The sequence below is a fragment of the Humidesulfovibrio mexicanus genome, assembly GCF_900188225.1.
GTDB lineage: Bacteria > Desulfobacterota > Desulfovibrionia > Desulfovibrionales > Desulfovibrionaceae > Humidesulfovibrio > Humidesulfovibrio mexicanus.
Genome location: NZ_FZOC01000008.1, coordinates 1 through 18541 on the forward strand (window position 1 = coordinate 1; position 18541 = coordinate 18541).

Genomic DNA, 18541 nt, shown 5'->3' on the forward strand with positions numbered 1-18541 from the left:
CCTATTTCCACCACACCACTTCGCGCAGGAACTGGAAGTAGTATGCGGCGCCCCAGCGCAGGACCTGCAGCTTGCGCTCGCCGCCGATGCGTGGTGGCTCATCGCCGGGGATCTCCGCGATTTTGAGCTTGCGCTTGGCCGCCCGGCAGGAGAGCAGCGGCTCCCAGCTGATCTTGGTGCCGAAGAGTTTTTCCGGCAGGGCGAAAGCCGAATCGCCCATCAGCTCCAGGTCGTAGGCCAGCTGTTTCTTATAGGCGCGGTAGATGACCATGACATCGGTGTATTTGCCGCCGTGCAGCAGGTTGACCGTCTTGGTGAAGAGCCAGTTGCCGAAGCCGGTGACGATGTCGTCGTCCGCGCTCTTGGCCGGGCCAAGGTAGCGTGAGGCGATGACCATGTCGTAGCCTTCGCGCATCTTGGCGATGAGGTCGGGCAGGATTTCGGCCACGGAGTTGCCGTCCGGGCTGAAGGTGACGATCACGTCGCCTTCGATAAGCGGCATGACTTCCTCGTAGGCGTGGCGAAAACCGCGCTTCTTCTGCACGTACACCTGATAGCCCTGCTCCTTGGCCCACTCAATGGTGCCATCTGTGGAGCCGCCATCGACCACGATGATCTGGTCCACCCACTCGCGCTTGATGCGCGGCATGATGGCCTTCATGCCATCGATTTCATTAAGCGTCATGACCAGAAGCGTTGTCTTCATCGTGTTCCGTCCAGAAGGGGTTGGCGCTTTTTCAGGGCGGTGGCAAATTATATGACGGTGTTGCCCCTGTCCAGTCTCTTTTTCTTCGGGAGACCCATTATGCGCGCAACCCTGGGGCGAACACCCCGCGTCAGGAGGCGGCCGTCATGGCCCGTTTCCGGGGCATCGTGCGGGCGACAGGGGCCGTGTTGGCCGCGCAGCTTTGGGGGCAAGGGCTGCGGCGCTTGACGTTGCAAAAGCGTTCCCCTATGGAAATCATCGTTTCAATATGATGTGGAAGACAAGGAGAGCGCTCCGGGGCCATGAGTAGATTTGACCGCAGCCAGTTGCGCTTGCTTCCGCTCCACGAGCGCCGCCATGATCTGACCCTTGAGGTGATCATGGAGCTGTCCCCCGTGGGGCCCAGCCCCATTCGAGACCGTATGCGGCCTATCGCCGCAAGGCTTGCCCAGGCCAGGGAGAATGGCGCGGCCCGCGTCCTCATGATGGGCGGCCACGTCATCCGTTCCGGTGTGCAGCCGTATCTTGTGGACCTTATGCGACGGGGCCTGATTTCTTGTATCGCGATGAACGGGGCCTGCGCCATCCACGACTTCGAGTTCGCGCTTATCGGAGCCACCACGGAAAGCGTGGCCCGGTACATCGCCAGCGGCCAGTTCGGCCTCTGGTGCGAGACCGGACAGCTCAACGACGTGGTGAACGCGGCGTACGCCGCCAATCCCGGAGAGGGCATGGGTTTGGCCCTCGGCCGGGCGATAGCCGAAGGCGACTACCCCCACAAGGAGCACAGTCTGCTTGCATGGGCCTACCGCCTTGGGGTTGCAACCACAGTCCATGTGGCCATTGGCCAGGATATCGTGCATGAGCACCCGAACTTTGACGCTGCGGCCACCGGGGCCATGTCCTACAATGATTTTTTGACCTTTGCGGCGCAGCTTCAGGGACTTGAGGGCGGAGTGCTCATGAATTTCGGTTCCGCCGTCATGGCCCCGGAGGTGTACCTCAAGGCCTTGAGCATGGTCCGCAACACGGCACATGCCGACGGGCGCAGCATCACGCGGTTCACCACGCTGGTGTGCGACCTCCACGACTTGCCAGAAAACCCTCGCGTCGAGCCGCTCAAAACAACCCCGGCCTATTATTTCCGGCCGTGGAAGACGATGCTCGCGCGAACCGTGCGCGAGGGTGGCGAAGGCTATTACGTGCGCGGCCGCCATGCCGACACCGTTCCGGCCCTGTGGACCGAACTGCGCGCCCTGGAGCGAGGCGAACCCGCGCCTCCGGTCGTCGAGCCTGGAGCCGTCGTTCTTGAGAATCCGAAGGTGCTGGATGTGCGCGTTCTGGCCGAACGCGTGGCGCAGATGCGCGCGCACGGGCTCAAGGTGGTGCATTGCCACGGCTGTTTTGACCTGATGCATCCCGGGCACATCAAGTATTTCCAGGCCGCCCGGCGCATGGGCGACGCCCTTGTGGTCACGCTTTCCCCGGACCGCTTTGTGGACAAGGGGCCTGGGCGGCCAGCATACTCCGAGAGTCTGCGCGCGGAGAGCATCGCCGCGTTGGAGTGCGTGGACCTTGTGGCCGTCAACCAGTGGCCCACGGCCGTGGAGACGCTGCGCCTGCTGCGTCCGGACGTTTACGTCAAGGGGCAGGAGTTCGAAAAGCTTGAGGACAGGACCGGCAAGCTGCAGCAGGAATATGCCGTAGCACGCGAGCTTGGCATCGAGATGGCGTTCACGCACGAAATCGTTTTTTCCTCTACCCGGCTTTTGAACGCCTATTTCCGCGCCACGCCGGAAAACGGACATGGAGAGTGATGCCTGTAGCCGACAAGATCATCGGGCTGGACGAGATGGTCCAGCGTGTCGAGGAGCTCAAAAAGGCCGGACGTATTGTGGTGCAGTCGCACGGCGTGTTCGACCTCATCCATCCTGGCATCATCTCCCACCTCAACGAGGCCAAGGGCATCGGCGACGTGTTGGTTGTGACGGTGATCCAGGATGCCGACGTGCGGCGCGGACCTGGCCGCCCCGTGTTCCCCGACCGCCTGCGCGCTGAGAACGTGGCCTCGCTGGAGATGGTGGACATGGTCGCCATCGTGCCCGAGGACATCCCCTTCGAATGCGTCAAGCGAATCAATCCGAGCTTCTTCGCCAAGGGCCACGACCATAAGCAGCGTGACAAGCATATCCACGACAAAATTTTCGAGACCGAGCGCCACCTCTACTTCGGCCGCACCCAGATTTTCGAGACGCGCGGCGTGTCCTTCAGCTCCACCCAGTACATAAGCAACAACTGGGACGGTTATCCTGACGAGACCAAGCAGTATCTGCACCGCATGGCCGAACGGCACGGCTTCGAGGATATCGCCGCTGCGGTGAATTCCCTGTCCGGGGCGCGGACCCTCATCATCGGCGATGGCATCATCGACGAGTACCACTACTGCACGGCCATGGGCCGGGCCGGCAAGTCCAACCTGGTGGTCAACAAGTACCTGACCCACGAGCGCTTCGCCGGCGGGGTGTTCGCCATCGCCAACCACGTGGCCTGCATCTGCGACCATGTGCGGCTGGTCACGGTGCTCGGACAGGACGACCCCGACGAGGAGTTCGTGTCCACCAGCCTCAAGTCGAACATTCAGGCCGATTTTTTCCACCGCGCCGATGGGCCGACCATCATCAAGAAACGCTACCTGGACATCCATTCCAACCAGAAGGTCTTTGAAGTCAATTACCTGAATGAGCGCGACATCGACGCCGACTGCGAGGACGCCGTGGTGCGGCATCTGGTCGAGGTGCTGCCCGAGTACGATGTGGTGCTGGTTTCCGACTTCGGCCACGGCTTCATTAGCCCGCGCATCATCCGCACGCTGGAGGAGCACGCGAAGCTGCTGTGCGTGAACACCCAGACCAACGCGGCCAACACCGGCTTCAACATGGTCACCAAGTACAGCGCCCCCCACTTCATCTGTCTGGACGAACCCGAAGCGCGGTTGGCCATGCAGAACCGTTTCGGCGACATCACCGATGTGCTCCAGAGCCTCGCCGCAGCGGTGCCGGCCCGCGAAGTCATCATCACTCTCGGCAAGAAGGGTTCCGTTGGCATGTCCCAGGGCGGCGCGCCGCGCTTCACGCCCATTTTCTCCTCGCGCGTGGTGGACACCATCGGCGCGGGCGATGCGGTGTTTTCCTACGCCGCCATCTGCTTTGCCTGCGGCCTGCCCCTGGAGCTGATCCAGTTCATCGGCAACGTGGTGGGAGCGTTGGCCGTGCAGATCGTCTGCAACAAGAAATCCGTGGAGAAGCACGAGCTGCTGCAGTTCATTTCCGTGATTTTGCAGCGGAAGGACCCGACGCCTTCCGGCGCGGCCTGAGTGGCCGGTCTTTTGTTTCCATCCCCCCCGCTGGACAGGGGGTAATTCAGACGTTCCCGGTCGCCAGCGCCGGTGCAAGCAGGGACTATCGCTCATGGACAAGTTCAAAATCGACAGCCACAAACTCAACTACCATCCGGCGCGGGTCGCCGCCTGGGCCGACGGCGAGTGTATCGCCCCAATCTATATGGAAATCAGCCCCTCGGGCGCGTGCAACCACCGCTGCACTTTCTGCGGGCTGGACTTCATGGGCTACGGCCCCCACCGCCTGGACACCGCCATGCTTAAGGACCGGCTTGCGGAAATGAGCGCCATGGGCCTGAAAAGCGTCATGTACGCGGGCGAGGGCGAGCCTTTTCTGCATCCGGACATGGTCGATATCGTCCTGCACACCAAGGCCGTCGGCATAGACGTGGCGCTCACCACCAACGGCACGCTCATGACCGAGGATGCGGCCCGGAGCGTCCTGCCGGTGACCAGTTGGATCAAGGTGAGCTGCAACGCTGGCGACGCCGAAACCTATGCCGCCGTGCACCGCACCAAGGCCGCGCACTTCGACCTTGCCGTCAAGAACATGGCCAGGGCCGTGGAGCTGCGCCGCGAACTGGGCAGCGCCTGCACGCTTGGCGTGCAGAGCCTGCTGCTGCCGGAGAACCGCGCCAGCCTGCCGACGCTGGCCCGGACCGCCCGCGACATCGGCCTGGACTATCTGGTGGTCAAGCCCTACTCGCAGCATCCGTCAAGCGTCACCGACCGCTACAAGGACGTGAGCTACCAGGACGCCGAGCAATTCGCCGAGGAATTGCGCGCCCTGTCCACCGACAGCTTCAACGTGGTGGTGCGCCAGAGCGCCATGCGCAAGTGGGACGAGAAGTCGCGGCCCTATGGCAAGTGCCAGGCCCTGCCCTTCTGGTCCTACGTCGACTCGCGCGGCGGGGTGTGGGGGTGCAGCGTGTTCCTGGGTGAGGAGCGCTTCCTCTACGGCAACATCAACGAGACGGGCTTTGCGGATATCTGGTCCGGCGAGACCCGGCGCAAGTCCCTGGCGTGGTTCGACGCCGAGTTCGACTGCTCCGGCTGCCGCGTGAACTGCCGCATGGACGAGATCAACCGCTACCTGTGGGAACTCAAGCACCCCGGGCCGCACGTCAATTTCATCTAGGGGACAGCGGTGCAGACCATTCCCGCCCAAGCCGACCTCGACCTGCTGTGGATGCTGCTGCTGATCCGCCGCTTCGAGGAGAAGATCTGCGAGGTGTACGCCGCGCAGGACATGAAGACCCCGGTGCACCTGTGCATCGGCCAGGAAGCGGTGTGCGCCGGTGTCTGCGCCCATCTGCGCCAGGAAGACTACCTCTCCACCACCCACCGCGGCCATGGCCACTGCCTCGCCAAGGGCATGGCCCCGTATCGGCTCTATGCCGAATTCTACGGCCGCGCCGACGGCTGCTGCGGGGGCAAGGGCGGCTCCATGCACCCGGCCGATCCGGATATCGGTATCCTGGGCACCTCGGCGATTGTGGGCGGCGGCATCCCCACGGCGGTGGGCACGGCCCTGGCCAGCTTCCTGCGCGGCGAAGATCGCGTATCCGTGGTGTTTTTTGGTGATGGCGCTTCCGAGGAGGGCGTGTTCCACGAGAGCCTGAACTTCGCGGCGTTGAAGCGGCTGCCCGTGGTGTTCGTGTGCGAGAACAACGCCTATGCCGCGGGCTCTCCCATCGCCCTGCGCCAGCCCCATCAGGACGTGTGGCGCCATGCGGCAGGATACGGCATCCCCGGCGTCGGGCTGGACGGCAACGATGCGCGGGCGGTGTTCAGCGCCGCGGCCGAAGCCGTGTCCCGCGCCCGCGCAGGCCACGGCCCAACGCTTCTGGACTGCAAGACGTACATCTGGAAGGGCCATGTCGGACCGGACTGCGACTGCGCCCGGGGGGTGCGGCCCCTGGCCGAGCTGGAGGCCTGGATGGAGCGCTGTCCCTTGGCATTGCACCGTTCACGGCTGTTTGCCGAGGGCCGTGTCGCCGAGGCGGAATACGCCGCGCGCATGGCCGAAATCGACGCCCGCCTGGACGCAGACATCGCCAAGGCCAGGGTTGCGCCTTTCCCTGACCCGGATTCCCTTCTCACCCACGTTTACCACCAGAGGCCGTAAGCCATGCCTTGGACGAAAATCATTCTCGACAAGGGCGAGGCCTTGACCGAACTGGGCCAGGCCGGGCTGCGCGCCGCGACCTACTGCGAGGCCCTGCACGAGGCGCACGCCCAGCTTCTGGAGTCCGATCCGTCCGTGTTTCTTCTGGGAGAAGGGCTGCTTGAACCCAGCGGCGCCTTCGGCACCGTGCTGGGCCTGCCCGAGCGCTTCGGCCCGCGCCGCGTCATGGATATCCCCCTGGCCGAAAACGGCATGACCGGAGTCGCCATTGGCGCGGCTTTGGCCGGAATGCGGCCCATTTTCATTCACATGCGCGTGGACTTCGTGCCCATGTGCATGGACCAGCTGGTGAACCACGCGGCCAAGTGGTGCTACATGACGGGAGGCAGATCCCATGTCCCCCTTGTGGTGCGCAGCATCATCGGCCGGGGCTGGGGTTCGGCTGCGCAACACTCCCAGGGTCTGCACGGCCTGTTCGCACAGATTCCGGGCCTCAAGGTCGTTCTGCCCAGCACGCCCTATGATGCCAAGGGCCTGCTCATTGCGGCTGTGCGCGATGGCAACCCGGTGCTTTCCATAGAGCACCGCTGGCTTTACGCCAACACGGGCTACGTTCCCGAGGAAATGTACGAGGTGCCGCTGGGCCAGGGCGTTGTGCGCCGCACGGGGCGCGACGCCACCATCGTTGCCGTGTCGCACATGGCGTGGGCGGCCATACGCGCCGCAAACATCCTGGCCGAGGAGGGCATCGACGTGGAGGTCATCGACCCGCGCACGGTGCGGCCTCTGGATGTCGAGCTCATCCGAGGGTCCGTGGAGCGCACCGGACGCCTGGTGGTGGCCGACGTGGCCTGTCCCGGCGGCGGCGTTGCGGCCGAAATCGTCGCCAGCGTGGCTGAATCCGGCGCGGTGAGAAAGCTGAAGGCCCCCGTGCGCCGGGTGTGCTTTCCGGACGCCCCCACGCCCGCCAGTCCGCCGCTGGAGGCCGCCTATTATCCTGATCATACCCACATCGCGGCTGCCGTGCGCGAGACAATGAAGGCCTAGACGGATGGAGAAGACGTTAAGCATTGTGATACCGGCCTACAACGAAGAGGCCAACATCCGGGCCACGGTGGAGGACATCCTCTGGGCCATCGGCGACCGCTTTCACGACTTCGAGTTGATCATCGTTGACGACGGCAGCGCCGACGCCACGGGCCGGATCATCGACGAATTGGCCGCTTCCAACCGGCATATCCGGGCCGAGCACAACCCGCACAACATGGGTTTCGGCGCATCCTACAAGCGCGGCGTGAGCCTGGCCCGCATGAACTACGTGGGCATCATCCCCGGCGACAACGAGATCGTGGGGCATTCCATCGCGGCCATTCTGGATCTGGTGGGAAGCGCGGACATCATCGTGCCCTTCACCATGAACATGGAAGTGCGGCCGTACTCGCGCCGTTTGTTTTCGCGGCTCTACACCCTGATCATGAACATGCTTTTCACCTGCGAGCTGCAGTACTACAACGGCCCGGTGATCCACCGCCGGGACGTGCTCATGTCCACGCCCATCAACACCAGCGGCTTCGCCTTCCAGTCCACGCTCTTGGTGCGGCTTGTGCGCAGCGGACGCTCGTTCATCGAGGTGCCCATGTACCTTCGGCCGCGCCTGGGCGGGCGGTCCACGGCCCTCAAGCCCAAGAACGTGGTCAGCGTGTGTCTGGCCATCGCCCGCCTGGTCAAGACCATCCACTTTGACGAAAAGCGCCGGTACGCGCAGCCCGTGAACCGCATCCTGTTTCCGGGAATGCCGGCCAGCGTGCTTGTGCAGGGCGTAAAGCCGCAAGGTCCGGACCGATGACCGGGATGCTCCTGGGCGGCCTGGGGCTGTTCGCCCTGTGCCAGCTGGTGCATATCGCCGTGTGGCGCGTGCGCATCCCAGAGGCCTATCCGCTTTGGCTGCTGGGGATCTTCGTGGTCCTGCCCACGGTTGGTCTGGCGTGCTGGCTGCTGTGGCTGGCCGCCTCAGGCAGTGCGCTTTTCGGCCCCGGGCTGTTGATCCAGTGTTTTGGGGCCTGGGTGTTGCACGGCGGGTTGAGCGGGGTTTACGCCATCGCCTATCCGGGCGTCATCCATTTCAGTCCCACCACGGAAATCGCCAAGGCCATCGCCGCCAGCGGCACCCGCGGCCTTCGCGCCGCCGAGTTGGACATGCCGTTGTTCGGGGCCGAGCACATGGTGGGGATGCGCATTGAGAACCTGCTCAAGGCCGGCATGATTGAGCGCCGTGACGGGCGTTTGGCGGCTACGGTCAAGGGCGCGCGCATCGCCAGGGTCTTCGTGTCCTTCCGCAGGATGCTGGCCCTGCCCGAATTGGGGGGCGGCTGATGGATCCGCGCCTGTCCCTGATTCTTGTGCTGCTGGCCTCGCCGTTGTTGGTGTTCGCCATCAACATCGCTGTACACCGGGTCTACCGCCGCCTGGGACGGCCGATCGTGCCACAGCGCACGGTGTTGTTTTGCGCCCTTTGGGCCAACGTCCCGGTGCTGGCGGCGGCTTGGCTCCTGGCCGTCTGCCGCATGGAAGGCGGCATGGAGCAGGCCCTTGGCATGGCCTTCGCCCTGTGCCTGCACAATGTCCTGGGCTGCTTCTATTACCAATGCTTTGCCTTGAGCGAGAACTCCCTGCACATCCACGCCCTTGTCAAGGTGCATCTGGGGGCTGGAGCGGAAATGGACGCCGAGGCCGACGCCGAGCGCCGGGCCATGGACGCCCATGCCGAAACCGGCGAGGCCATGGCCGTGCGCCTGGTGCGGCTGGTCGAGTTGGGGCAGATTCGTGAAGAAAACGGCCGATATTATGCCACTGGCGGGGTTTTTCTGGTGGTGGCGCGGCTGTTTGATTTTTGGCGTGCGCTGCTTGGCTGCGGCGATCCGCTCTCGCGCCGACGCCGCGGCTAGCCGCTTCTACATCTGCTCGCGCCGCAGCAGCCGGCCGATGCTGAACTGCAGGCTGTGCGCGCTCAGCATCCCCAGGCCAATGTTCGCCGCAGTGACCAGTGCGTGGGCGAGGATGCCCACTGCAAGGGCCTGCTCCGCCCCGATGCCGAACATGGACAGGACCAGCACCGTGGCCCCGTGCACAGTGCCCACGCCTGAAGGGGTGGACACGAGCATAATGCCGACGATGGTCAGGAAGGTGACGAAGATTGCGGCCGTGGGAGACGGGTCCGGGATCACCGAGAGCATGCCGAAGTAGTTCAAGGCCACGATGAAGCCCCAGCAGCACAGCGCCAGCAGAAAGACCGGGAGCGAAGTGCGCAGCCGGAACAGCGACCTCAGCCCGCCGATGCCCGCGCGCAGCCGCGCCAGGGTGGATTCCGTGCCCAGGGGGAGGCGGTCCAGGATCTTGCGCGCAAGCGACATGAGGGGCTCCTCAAAGAGCACCGCCACAAGCATAAGCAACACAATGCCGCCGAAGGCCGCCACGTAGTATACCCAGCTGTTCGCAAGACTTACGGCGGCGGCGCCGTGGGGCGAGAATCCCGGCAGCGCGGCCAGGAAGACGAGCAGGATGGCGATGAGTCCGATGAGCCGGTCGACAAAGAGCCAGGACAGGACTTCCGCCCCGCCGCCCGGAACCTGGCGGGACAAAAGCAGGGTCATGGCCAGTTCGCCGGCGCGGAAGGGCAGCAGGCTGTTGACCATGTTGCAAACATTGTTGGCGTGGTAGAGCGCGCGCAGGGGAACGGCGCGGTCCATGAGCACATACAGCCGCAAGACGTGCGCCAAAATGTTTGCCAGGTGGCAGGCCAGCAGGGCTACCAGGGGCCAGGGCCGCGCCGCGAGCAGCAGTTCACCCAGGCGGCGCAGGTCAATGACCGCGCAGGCTGCGGCGATCAGCCCGGCAAGCAGCAGGGCCGGGGGGATGTAGCGGCGGACAAGGCCCCTGACGTCAGCCGTTTGCGCGGCTTTAGCCAAGTGACCGTGCCCGCTGCACGGCGTCGATCCAGTGGTGCAGGATGGCGGCGTGGCTGGTTTCCGCGTGGCTGTAAGACTGCGCGGGCACATAGATGTTCAGGTCGCCCAGGCTCCGTAGCGTGTTCTCCGGGCTCATGGCCGAGAGCGTGACCACGGTGCCCCGCAGTTCCCTGGCGCGCTTGGCCGCCTTGACAACATTCGGAGAATTTCCCGAACTGCTTACGAGCACGACCATGTCGCCCTGGCGCATCTGCCAGGAAAGGGGCTCGGAAAAGACGTCTTCGTAGGACAGATCGTTGCCGACGCAGGTGATGAGCGCGGCATCGGTGAACACCATGGAGCGGATCCGGACGTTTTTTGCGATGTCCGCGGAAAAATGACTGGCCATGGAAGCACTTGCCCCATTCCCAGCGAAAAACACACAACCGCCGCCATGCGCCAGGTCCACGGTGCGCTCCACCCAGGCGTCCAACCCTGCGGAGCCAAGCTCTTGGCCGTTTGCATCGCGCAGCGATAGCGCGCGCATCACGGCCGAGAGATCACAAACGTATTGTTCCCAGCTGACTGTGTGCATTCGACCTGCATCCATGCGTTGATGGTGGTTGCCTGCGGCTTTGCCGCAATACGAGTGTGCGACGACTACTCGATTTCGTGCCGTGTTGCAACCTGGTGCCCGCGCGCGGGTTCCGCCCCCGCCGTGACGCGCTGCGCCTTCCCACGCTTTCTGGTGTACTTTGGCCGACCCTTGGTTTATAGAATTTCGCTTGAGGCAAGCTGGGACCGGAGCCCGCTGCTTTGCCGGTTCTGGAGGATGAGGTGTCAACACCGTCGACGATGCGGCCCAGCGTGAATCCTAACGCCCTCGGACTGGTCATCGCCCTCGCGGCGACATGCCTCGCCGCGCTGGCCTTGCTCCTGCCCGCCGCACATGGGTCGCAGGGTCCCTGCGGCTACCTTATCTCCTATTCCACAGCGGACACCAGTTCCCAGCGGCTCGCGCACAAGCTGCTGCTTTGTCTTCTCGCCGCGCTGGGGCTGCTGAGCCCCTGGCTGGCTGGGGCGTTGGGCGGTTTGCTCGGCCCGGCGAAGACCGCCGCGGTGAACCGCTTCGCGGCTCGTCTTCGGAGAATTCCGGCCCTGTTCGCTCTGCCGGTGTTGCTGCTGGCGCTTTGGGTCTATAAGGGCGTGGACAAGGACCAGAACCTGCTGGGGCTGGCCGTGTTTGGGGGATTGTACTTCTTTGGCGGTCGCTTGGCCGCCAACCGGACTGCACGCTGTCTGTGCGGGGCGGGCCTCGTCATCTACGCGCTTTTTCTGCTGTTGCCGGGGTTTTGGGGAACGTACACCTTTGGCGCGGCTCTCGAGCCTGCGCTCATGCATTATTTCGGCCAACTTGGCCTGGCCCCTCTGCTGGCCGCTGGCGGCGATGTCCTCGCCAACAAGCAGGCGTTCTACGGGCTGCTGCCCCAAACGCTGCTGGCCACCGCGCAGCGCATGGGCGCGCACATGGATATGGGGGGCTATGTCCTGTTCGTCCAGGCCTCCCAGGTGGTTTTTACCCTGCTTGGAGTGCTGGGCTATCGTCTACTGGCCCCCTCGCGTCCCCTGGCCAGTCTGTTTTGCGTGGGGCTTTGGTTGCCCTGGATCAGCACCTCGGGGGTCGCCATCCTCGGCCCCACCGCTTCCGGGCTGCGCTTCATGAATTTCCCCGTGGCCATCCTGGTGTTGCTCTGCGCCGGACGTTTGCCTGACCGCATCAGAAGTCTGGTGTTCGGGCTGACCGCCGGTTTTGCGCTTCTGCACAACCTGGAAACGGGCATCTGCGTCTTCCTGAGCTTTGCCGTGTACAACGTGATTTCACGGCCTCCGAGCCGTTTTTTGGCAATGCTGCGGGACGAACTGTTGCTTCTGGCCGGATGTCTTATGTCTTTTGCGGCTTTTCTTCTCCTGTTTCACCTGGGGCTGGACCGCTGGCCCACGGCAAGCTCGGCGGACCTGTTTCAGTTCATCCGCCTCTTCTCGTCGGGCTTCGCCGGGCTGCCTCTGTATTTTGACCCGCTCGCCCTGCTGGTTCTGCTGTACCCCGCCTGCCTGATTGCGCGGCTGACCCGCGTCTGGCTCGGAGCGGGGCTCTCGGAACGGATGCGGTTCAAGTTCTGTGTCTCGTTTCTCATCCTGCTTTGGCTGGCCTACTACTTCAACAGGGTGCACCGCCAGAATCTGTGGTCCCATACATTCCTGCTGACGTACCTGCTGCTTGACCTGCTGCCGAACCCGACGAACATCCTGGCTCGGCTGCAAAGCGGCCTGCGCCGGAAACGCGCCGAGGTCCCGGCCATGGCCCTGGTGCTGGTGTTCATATTGGGGCCGACCTTCATGAACAACGGCCTGTCCGAGGTCAAGGTCGTGTGGCGCGCGCTGGCGCAGCGCATTGCTTTGGAACGCAATCCTTCGGGGCAGGAGCGGTTGTCCGGCCTTTGGCTTGACGCGCAGGAGGCCCGGGACATTCGGGAGAGAAGTCTGGTCGTCCGCCGCTTGGCTGCAGAAAAGCGCCTCTTTTTCGTCGGCCCGAACATGTTCCTGCTGCAACTGGAGAGCGGGGTGTTTTTCCCTTTGCCCGCACAGGACCTGCTGACGGAAAGCCTCTCCCCGGAGGGCTTTGCGCGTAATGTCGCGGCCGTTAGGGCATATGCCCCGGATGTGGTGCTCCTCTCCGATGGAGGCGGGTCGCGACTCGTGTTTCTGGAGCGCAAGGCCTTCATCTCCAAGGTTCTCGCTTCGCTGGGGCAGGAGTATGGCACGGTGGGCAGCGAGGGGGGCTGGCTGGTGCTGGAGCGCGTCCGGCCTGCCGCGGCACAGTGACCCGGGGCCGGACGTCCACGCGGAGGCGTGTTTGACCGTTGTCCGGAACTCCATTATATTTTTCACGTTCGGCCTTTGAGCCGGAAGGGTCGGAAGCTTACGGCCTTCGACAGTACAACCCTGAAATCATGGAGTCCTCATGGAAACGGTTCTGGTCATCGGGAGCAATTCTTTTTCCGGCAGCGACTTCATCGACTTGCTGCTCTCCGAGCGCGAGTACAAGGTCTTGGGCGCCAGCCGTTCCCCGGAGAAGGACGACCTTTTTCTGTCCTACAAGGGCAATCCCAACCGCGCCCGGTTCAGTTTTCATCAGGTGGACCTGAATCACGACTTGGCGGCGCTGTTGTCCCTTATTGAGGCGGAGCGGCCAGCATACATCGTCAATTTTGCTGCCCAGAGCGAAGTCGCCCCCAGTTGGGAGAATCCTGGACAGTGGTTCCAGACCAACGCCGTGGCTTTGGCGAACCTCGCCATCCGCCTGAAGGACATGCCGTTCATCAAGCGTTATGTGCACATATCCTCGCCCGAGGTCTACGGCCCCTGCGAAGGAGTGGTGAAGGAGGACGCCCGGTACAATCCCAGCACGCCCTATGCGGCGTCCAAGGCCGCAAGCGACTTGATGCTGCTGACGTTGTACAAGAATTTCAATTTCCCGGTCTCCACCGTTCGCGCCACGAACGTATACGGCGCACACCAGCAGCTGTTCAAGATCATCCCGCGCACGGTGATCTACCTGAAGAGCGGCCGCACCATCGAACTGCACGGAGGAGGAAAGGCCGTCAAGTCCTACGTGCATATCCGCGACGTGTCCCAGGGCGAATTGCAGGTCATGGAGCGGGGCAACAACGGCGATATCTACCACTTTTCCCCCGATGGCGGCGTGGCCGTTCGCGACGTTGTGGCGACCATCTGCCAGCGCATGGGGAAGGACTTCGACTCCAGCGTGAAGACCGTAACCGAGCGGCTTGGACAGGATAAGGCCTATATCATCGACTCCACCAAGGCGCGCACTGAACTGGGCTGGGCCCCCCGTGTCGGGCTGGACCAGGGCCTGGAAGGCGTGGTCCGGTGGGTGGACAGGTATTGGGAGGCCATCCAGAAGCAGCCGTTGGGCTACGTTCACAAGCCATAGACAAAACACTGCTTTTTTCTCTCTTGCGAATTGCCCGGACCGGACAGGGGCACGGGAGGGCTGGCGGTCGTGTGACCTTTGGCTGGACAGGTCAGGCGTCCGTCTGGGTCCGTCTGGGGCCACTTGCCCGACCGGGCGGGCTCGCGTAAGCTTCCGCCCATGCGAATCCTGTATTTGGGCGACATCGTGGGCCGACCGGGCCGCACGGCGGTCAAACGCCATTTGGCGGCCATCCGCGCGGAGTTGGGCGTGGACCTTGTGTTCGCCAACGGCGAAAACGCCTCCGGCGGGCTCGGACTCTCGGCGGAGGGCGCAAAGGAACTGTTCAGCGCGGGCATTGATGCCCTGAGCAGCGGCAACCACATCTGGAAGTTCAAGGACATGCCCTCGTTCATGGACCGCGAGCCCAGGCTTGTGCGGCCCGCCAACTATCCGCCCGGGCTGCCCGGCAGGGGCTGGACCGTGTTGGAGAATCCGGGGCTGTCGCCCGTGGCGCTCATCAACCTTATGGGCCGAACATACATGGCCCCCCTGGACTGCCCGTTCCGCATGGCCGACGCCATTTTGGCGGAGCTCGACGCCACGCGACCGGATGTGCGCATCCGGCTGGTGGATTTCCATGCCGAGGCCACAAGCGAGAAGGCGGGCCTGGGCTGGCATTTGGACGGGAGGGTCAGCGCGGTGCTGGGCACGCACACCCACGTGCAGACGGCGGACGCGCGGCTGCTTGGGCGGGGCACGGCCTTCATCACCGACCTGGGCATGAGCGGACCGGTGGATTCCTGCCTGGGCATGAGCGTTGCGCCCATTCTGCGGAAGTTCTTGACTGCCGCGCCGGAACGGTTTGAAGTGGCCAGCGGCCCTGTCGCCTTGTGCGGGGCTGTCCTTGATATCGACGACGAAAGCGGTCAGGCGCGGAACATCGCGGCCTGGCGTTTTGACGCAGACTAAACGTGGAGCGAGCATGAACATTTTCGATGAGCTTTCCTGGCGCGGGCTGGTGCACCAGGTGTCGGACGCCGATGGCGTGCGCAAATACCTCGATGCCCCGGGGCAGACCATGTACTGCGGCTTCGACCCCACGGCCGAAAGCCTGCACATCGGCAATCTGGTGCCGCTTCTTTCCCTGGTGCGGATGCTGCGCGCCGGGCACAAACCGTTGTTCCTGCTGGGCGGCGCCACGGGCCTCATCGGCGACCCATCCGGCAAGGACAAGGAACGCGAGCTTTCCGACACCGCCGCCGTGCACGCCCGCGTGGCCCGCATCAAGGCCCAGATTGAGGCCTTTGTGGAGCGCAACACCGGCGTTCTGCCCACCGTGGTGAACAACTACGACTGGGTCAAAGACATGAGCGCCATCGAGCTGCTGCGCGATGTGGGCAAGTACTTCACCGTCAATTGGATGCTGGCCAAGGAATCCGTGCGCGGCCGCATCGAGCGCGACGAGGTGGGCATTTCCTACACCGAGTTCAGCTACATGATCCTGCAGGGCTACGACTACTATCACCTCTGCAAGGAATACGGCTGTCGGCTGCAGATCGGCGGCGGCGACCAGTGGGGCAACATCACCACCGGCTGCGAGTTCATCCGCAAAAAAGGCGCAGGCGAGGCCTACGCCCTCACCTTCCCGCTCATCACCACGGCATCCGGCAAGAAGTTCGGCAAAAGCGAGAAGGGCGCCATCTTCATGAGCGCCAGCCATACCAGCCCCTACGCCTTCTACCAGTTCTGGATCAATACAGAGGACGCTGACGTTGCCCGTTTCCTCAAGTACTACACCTTCCTTTCCCAGGAGGAGGTCGCCGCACTGGCCGCGGAGGTGGAGCGCGCCCCCCAGGAGCGCGCCGCCCAGAAGGCCCTCGCCGCCGCCACCACCATCATGGTCCACGGCGAGGATGAGCTGAAAAAGGTCCTCGCCGCTACCGAGGCGCTCTTCGGCAAGGGCGACCTGCGCGCCATCGACCACGGCACACTGGCTGCTGCCCTGGAGTCCGCGCCTGCGCGCGACTACCAGTTCGACGCACTGCCCGACCTGCCGCAACTCCTGGTGGACCTCTCCCTAAGCCCGTCCAAGGGGCAGGCTCGCAAGGACATCCAGGCCGGAGCCATCTCCATCAACGGCCAAAAGGTCGCCGAGGCCCGGAACCTTACCGAGGACGACTTCCTGGGCGAGGTGAACGCCACCTTTGGCGCGTTCTCCGTGCTGCGCAAGGGGAAGAAGAATTATGGGCTGGTGCGGCTGGGATAGAAGACGAGCCGGGGGGAAACCTTTCTGAAGAAAGGTTCTCCCCCCGGACCCCCTTTCCAAAGACTTTTAAAGGGGATGTCCTGGCAGTCCCCGCTGCGGAGTGGAGGGAAGATGGAAGGGGACCTGCTCACGGCGCGATTCCTGCGGGCTGCTGCCCGCAGGAATCGCGCCGTGAGCAGGGGCTCCGGGGGGCGCGTAGCCCCCCGGCGGGGCTCAATGGATGTATTAAATTTATTTTCCGTCGCATAACCAAACACCAGACATGATTATGTTTGTCGTCTGCAGACTCCTTTTGGCACCCTGAAAATTTTCCTGGCTGCCTGCCTCGTGGGGCGCTATAATGGGTACATGAAGAAACCCACCGCACCCGCTCCAGCCCCTCGCTCCATGGACAAGGCGTACGCGTACATCCGCCTCTCCTCCCAAGCGCAAGCCGCCGGCGATGGCGAGCGCCGCCAGCGTGAATCTGCGCAGCAGTTCGCTGGTCGGCACGGGTACACGATTGTCGAGTACCTCCAAGATATCGGCAAGTCTGCGTTTCGAAGCTCAAATGCCTTACACGGCGAATTGGCCGAGTTCCTTAAGATCGCACAAAAAGGGACCCTCGAAAAGGGAACGCTCCTGATTGTCGAGTCAGTGGATCGCCTGTCGCGAGACGAGCTACAACCCTCCATACGGCTTTTGCTCAATATATTTGATTATGGTCTATTGCTCGGCATCATCTCCGAGGACAAGATTTTCAGCGAAATCAACTTCGATGATTTCCTACAGCTGCTCAATGACATGTCGCGCTCAAACAAAGAAAGTGTCATGAAGTCCGTACGCTCTCTCGCGAACTGGGAGACAAAGCGCGAAAAAGCAAAGAAGGGGATCCCCGTCACCCGTCAGTGTCCGCATTGGATGAAGGTCAAGAGCGGCAAGTTCAAGCTGATTCCAGAACGGGTCGAAATCGTGAAGCAGATTTTTGGCTGGTACCTGGAGGGCAAAGGACAGGGCAAAATCGCCGACCTGTTGACGGAGCAGGGCGTGACGCCGTGGAACAGACGCAAGCCGGTATGGCACCAGAGCTACATCTTCAAGCTCCTTCATAACCGCGCGGTCATCGGCCAGTACCAGCCCGAAGTGACCCTCGACAGCAAGAGAACCGCAGCCGAAATAGTCGAAAACTACTACCCGGCTATCATCGACCGAGACACCTTCGAGTTGATCCAGGATAAGACCCGGCTTCGTCGCGAGAACCACGCCGGTAGGAAAGGCAAGAAGTACGCGAACCTTTTCCAAGGCATGACCCGCTGCGCCGTGTGCGGCGCGCGGATGCGCTACCTCAACCATACCAAAGACGTCACGCGGAAGACCGGACTGCGGCCCTGGGCGCTCTACCTCGCCTGCTCCGACTCGCTCAAGAAGAACGGGTGCAAGAACAAGCAGTACTACAGCTACTTGCATATGGAAAACTTCATCCTGTCCGGCATCATGTCGGACATCGACATCATCGAGGCCGCTGGCGTGCACGTCGAGCGTCAGAAGCAGCACCTTGAGCGGGTGAAAGAGTTGGACGCCCAACTCACCCGGGTGAATGCCAATATCTCACGCTTTGTTGAAGCCCTAGAGCAAGATGATCTTGAAGGCATGCCGGCAATACTGAACGCTTTGGCGAGAAACCGCGGGAAGCAGAGGGAGCTTGAAGAACAGCTTGCAACGGCGCGGGCGGCAGCAGCCGAGGCCCGCGGTGCCGCGCAGTCCGCGGATCTGTTCCGCCTCGTGGAAGAAGCCTATGGTGAGGAAATGCCCGAGGGCATCGACATGTCCGACGCAGCCGTTTACTCACGCCGCGTCAGCATCGCCGACCAGATGCGCGCAGTCATTGAAGACGTGGCGTTCCATGAAGACCACCTCATCCGCATCAAGACGCGCGCAGGCACACTTTACGAACTGGTGAACCGGGAATGGACGCGCATCGAGAAGAGCAAGCGCATCGGCGCCAAGGGCACGCTGGTTGCCCGCAGCTATGCCGGTCGTGCGGTCATGCAGCTCGGCACGGAAGATGACGAAAATGCGGAGTAGCCGACATCCTCCTTTCCTTCTCCGTTTCCTTGTCCTTTC

At 63.2% G+C, this 18541-nt stretch carries 16 protein-coding genes; 13 read left to right on the plus strand and 3 right to left on the minus strand.

Annotated elements, in window-relative coordinates:
* Nucleotide 1: 1 nt before the first annotated feature.
* Nucleotides 2-706, minus strand: coding sequence for a glycosyltransferase family 2 protein (locus CHB73_RS14235; RefSeq protein ID WP_179216819.1), 705 nt, complete (start codon nucleotides 704-706; stop codon nucleotides 2-4).
* 302 nt (nucleotides 707-1008) lie between these two features.
* Between CHB73_RS14235 and CHB73_RS16900 the strand changes: the two genes are divergently transcribed.
* The 8 genes from CHB73_RS16900 to CHB73_RS14275 all read left to right on the plus strand — a co-directional run bounded on the left by CHB73_RS16900 (nucleotide 1009) and on the right by CHB73_RS14275 (nucleotide 9176).
* Complete coding sequence (locus CHB73_RS16900; protein WP_179217066.1) at nucleotides 1009-2523, plus strand: adenylyltransferase/cytidyltransferase family protein; 1515 nt, start codon at nucleotides 1009-1011, stop codon at nucleotides 2521-2523.
* Nucleotides 2523-4079 carry a PfkB family carbohydrate kinase gene (locus CHB73_RS14245; protein WP_089275276.1) on the plus strand — a complete coding sequence of 519 codons (1557 nt, stop codon included), beginning with the start codon at nucleotides 2523-2525 and terminating at the stop codon, nucleotides 4077-4079. The genes CHB73_RS16900 and CHB73_RS14245 overlap by 1 nt, the downstream gene beginning before the upstream one ends.
* Before the next feature lie 94 nt (nucleotides 4080-4173).
* Nucleotides 4174-5241 (plus strand): radical SAM protein, encoded by a 1068-nt coding sequence (locus CHB73_RS14250; protein WP_089275277.1) that lies wholly within the window; start codon nucleotides 4174-4176, stop codon nucleotides 5239-5241.
* Nucleotides 5242-5250: 9 nt separating this feature from the next.
* Nucleotides 5251-6231, plus strand: a complete 981-nt coding sequence (locus tag CHB73_RS14255; RefSeq protein WP_218819432.1) for a thiamine pyrophosphate-dependent dehydrogenase E1 component subunit alpha — start codon at nucleotides 5251-5253, stop codon at nucleotides 6229-6231.
* 3 nt (nucleotides 6232-6234) lie between these two features.
* Entirely contained in the window at nucleotides 6235-7278 is a 1044-nt protein-coding gene (locus CHB73_RS14260) for an alpha-ketoacid dehydrogenase subunit beta (RefSeq protein ID WP_089275278.1), read from the plus strand.
* Between the two features lie 4 nt (nucleotides 7279-7282).
* Nucleotides 7283-8077 (plus strand): glycosyltransferase family 2 protein, encoded by a 795-nt coding sequence (locus CHB73_RS14265; protein WP_089275279.1) that lies wholly within the window; start codon nucleotides 7283-7285, stop codon nucleotides 8075-8077.
* Complete coding sequence (locus CHB73_RS14270; RefSeq protein WP_089275280.1) at nucleotides 8074-8604, plus strand: hypothetical protein; 531 nt, start codon at nucleotides 8074-8076, stop codon at nucleotides 8602-8604. Before CHB73_RS14265 ends, CHB73_RS14270 begins: the two co-directional genes overlap by 4 nt.
* Entirely contained in the window at nucleotides 8604-9176 is a 573-nt protein-coding gene (locus tag CHB73_RS14275) for a hypothetical protein (protein ID WP_089275281.1), read from the plus strand. Before CHB73_RS14270 ends, CHB73_RS14275 begins: the two co-directional genes overlap by 1 nt.
* 6 nt (nucleotides 9177-9182) lie before the next feature.
* Here CHB73_RS14275 and CHB73_RS14280 read toward each other — a convergent pair whose 3' ends face one another.
* Complete coding sequence (locus tag CHB73_RS14280) at nucleotides 9183-10196, minus strand: lysylphosphatidylglycerol synthase transmembrane domain-containing protein (protein WP_179217067.1); 1014 nt, start codon at nucleotides 10194-10196, stop codon at nucleotides 9183-9185.
* A complete protein-coding gene (locus CHB73_RS14285) occupies nucleotides 10189-10785 on the minus strand; it encodes an SIS domain-containing protein (protein ID WP_089275283.1) in 597 nt (198 codons plus the stop codon). Before CHB73_RS14285 ends, CHB73_RS14280 begins: the two co-directional genes overlap by 8 nt.
* Before the next feature lie 257 nt (nucleotides 10786-11042).
* Between CHB73_RS14285 and CHB73_RS14290 the strand changes: the two genes are divergently transcribed.
* The 5 genes from CHB73_RS14290 to CHB73_RS14310 all read left to right on the plus strand — a co-directional run bounded on the left by CHB73_RS14290 (nucleotide 11043) and on the right by CHB73_RS14310 (nucleotide 18502).
* Complete coding sequence (locus CHB73_RS14290; RefSeq protein ID WP_143337404.1) at nucleotides 11043-13058, plus strand: hypothetical protein; 2016 nt, start codon at nucleotides 11043-11045, stop codon at nucleotides 13056-13058.
* A 139-nt stretch (nucleotides 13059-13197) separates the two neighbouring features.
* The gene (locus tag CHB73_RS14295) at nucleotides 13198-14190 is read left to right on the plus strand and encodes a GDP-mannose 4,6-dehydratase (protein ID WP_089275285.1); all 993 of its coding nucleotides are present in this window, start codon (nucleotides 13198-13200) and stop codon (nucleotides 14188-14190) included.
* A 159-nt stretch (nucleotides 14191-14349) separates the two neighbouring features.
* A complete protein-coding gene (locus tag CHB73_RS14300) occupies nucleotides 14350-15141 on the plus strand; it encodes a TIGR00282 family metallophosphoesterase (protein WP_089275286.1) in 792 nt (263 codons plus the stop codon).
* A gap of 13 nt (nucleotides 15142-15154) precedes the next feature.
* Entirely contained in the window at nucleotides 15155-16438 is a 1284-nt protein-coding gene (tyrS, locus tag CHB73_RS14305; RefSeq protein WP_089275287.1) for a tyrosine--tRNA ligase, read from the plus strand.
* Between the two features lie 387 nt (nucleotides 16439-16825).
* Nucleotides 16826-18502, plus strand: a complete 1677-nt coding sequence (locus CHB73_RS14310; protein ID WP_179217068.1) for a recombinase family protein — start codon at nucleotides 16826-16828, stop codon at nucleotides 18500-18502.
* Nucleotides 18503-18541: the final 39 nt, after the last annotated feature.

What these genes read in the sequence shown, in the direction of transcription:
- CHB73_RS14235 (WP_179216819.1), bottom strand. Translation starts at nt 706, where the DNA reads ATGAAGACAACGCTTCTGGTCATGACGCTTAATGAAATCGATGGCATG.
- CHB73_RS16900 (WP_179217066.1), top strand. Translation starts at nt 1,009, where the DNA reads ATGAGTAGATTTGACCGCAGCCAGTTGCGCTTGCTTCCGCTCCACGAG.
- CHB73_RS14245 (WP_089275276.1), top strand. Translation starts at nt 2,523, where the DNA reads ATGCCTGTAGCCGACAAGATCATCGGGCTGGACGAGATGGTCCAGCGT.
- CHB73_RS14250 (WP_089275277.1), top strand. Translation starts at nt 4,174, where the DNA reads ATGGACAAGTTCAAAATCGACAGCCACAAACTCAACTACCATCCGGCG.
- CHB73_RS14260 (WP_089275278.1), top strand. Translation starts at nt 6,235, where the DNA reads ATGCCTTGGACGAAAATCATTCTCGACAAGGGCGAGGCCTTGACCGAA.
- CHB73_RS14265 (WP_089275279.1), top strand. Translation starts at nt 7,283, where the DNA reads ATGGAGAAGACGTTAAGCATTGTGATACCGGCCTACAACGAAGAGGCC.
- CHB73_RS14270 (WP_089275280.1), top strand. Translation starts at nt 8,074, where the DNA reads ATGACCGGGATGCTCCTGGGCGGCCTGGGGCTGTTCGCCCTGTGCCAG.
- CHB73_RS14275 (WP_089275281.1), top strand. Translation starts at nt 8,604, where the DNA reads ATGGATCCGCGCCTGTCCCTGATTCTTGTGCTGCTGGCCTCGCCGTTG.
- CHB73_RS14285 (WP_089275283.1), bottom strand. Translation starts at nt 10,785, where the DNA reads ATGGATGCAGGTCGAATGCACACAGTCAGCTGGGAACAATACGTTTGT.
- CHB73_RS14295 (WP_089275285.1), top strand. Translation starts at nt 13,198, where the DNA reads ATGGAAACGGTTCTGGTCATCGGGAGCAATTCTTTTTCCGGCAGCGAC.
- CHB73_RS14300 (WP_089275286.1), top strand. Translation starts at nt 14,350, where the DNA reads ATGCGAATCCTGTATTTGGGCGACATCGTGGGCCGACCGGGCCGCACG.
- tyrS (WP_089275287.1), top strand. Translation starts at nt 15,155, where the DNA reads ATGAACATTTTCGATGAGCTTTCCTGGCGCGGGCTGGTGCACCAGGTG.
- CHB73_RS14310 (WP_179217068.1), top strand. Translation starts at nt 16,826, where the DNA reads ATGGACAAGGCGTACGCGTACATCCGCCTCTCCTCCCAAGCGCAAGCC.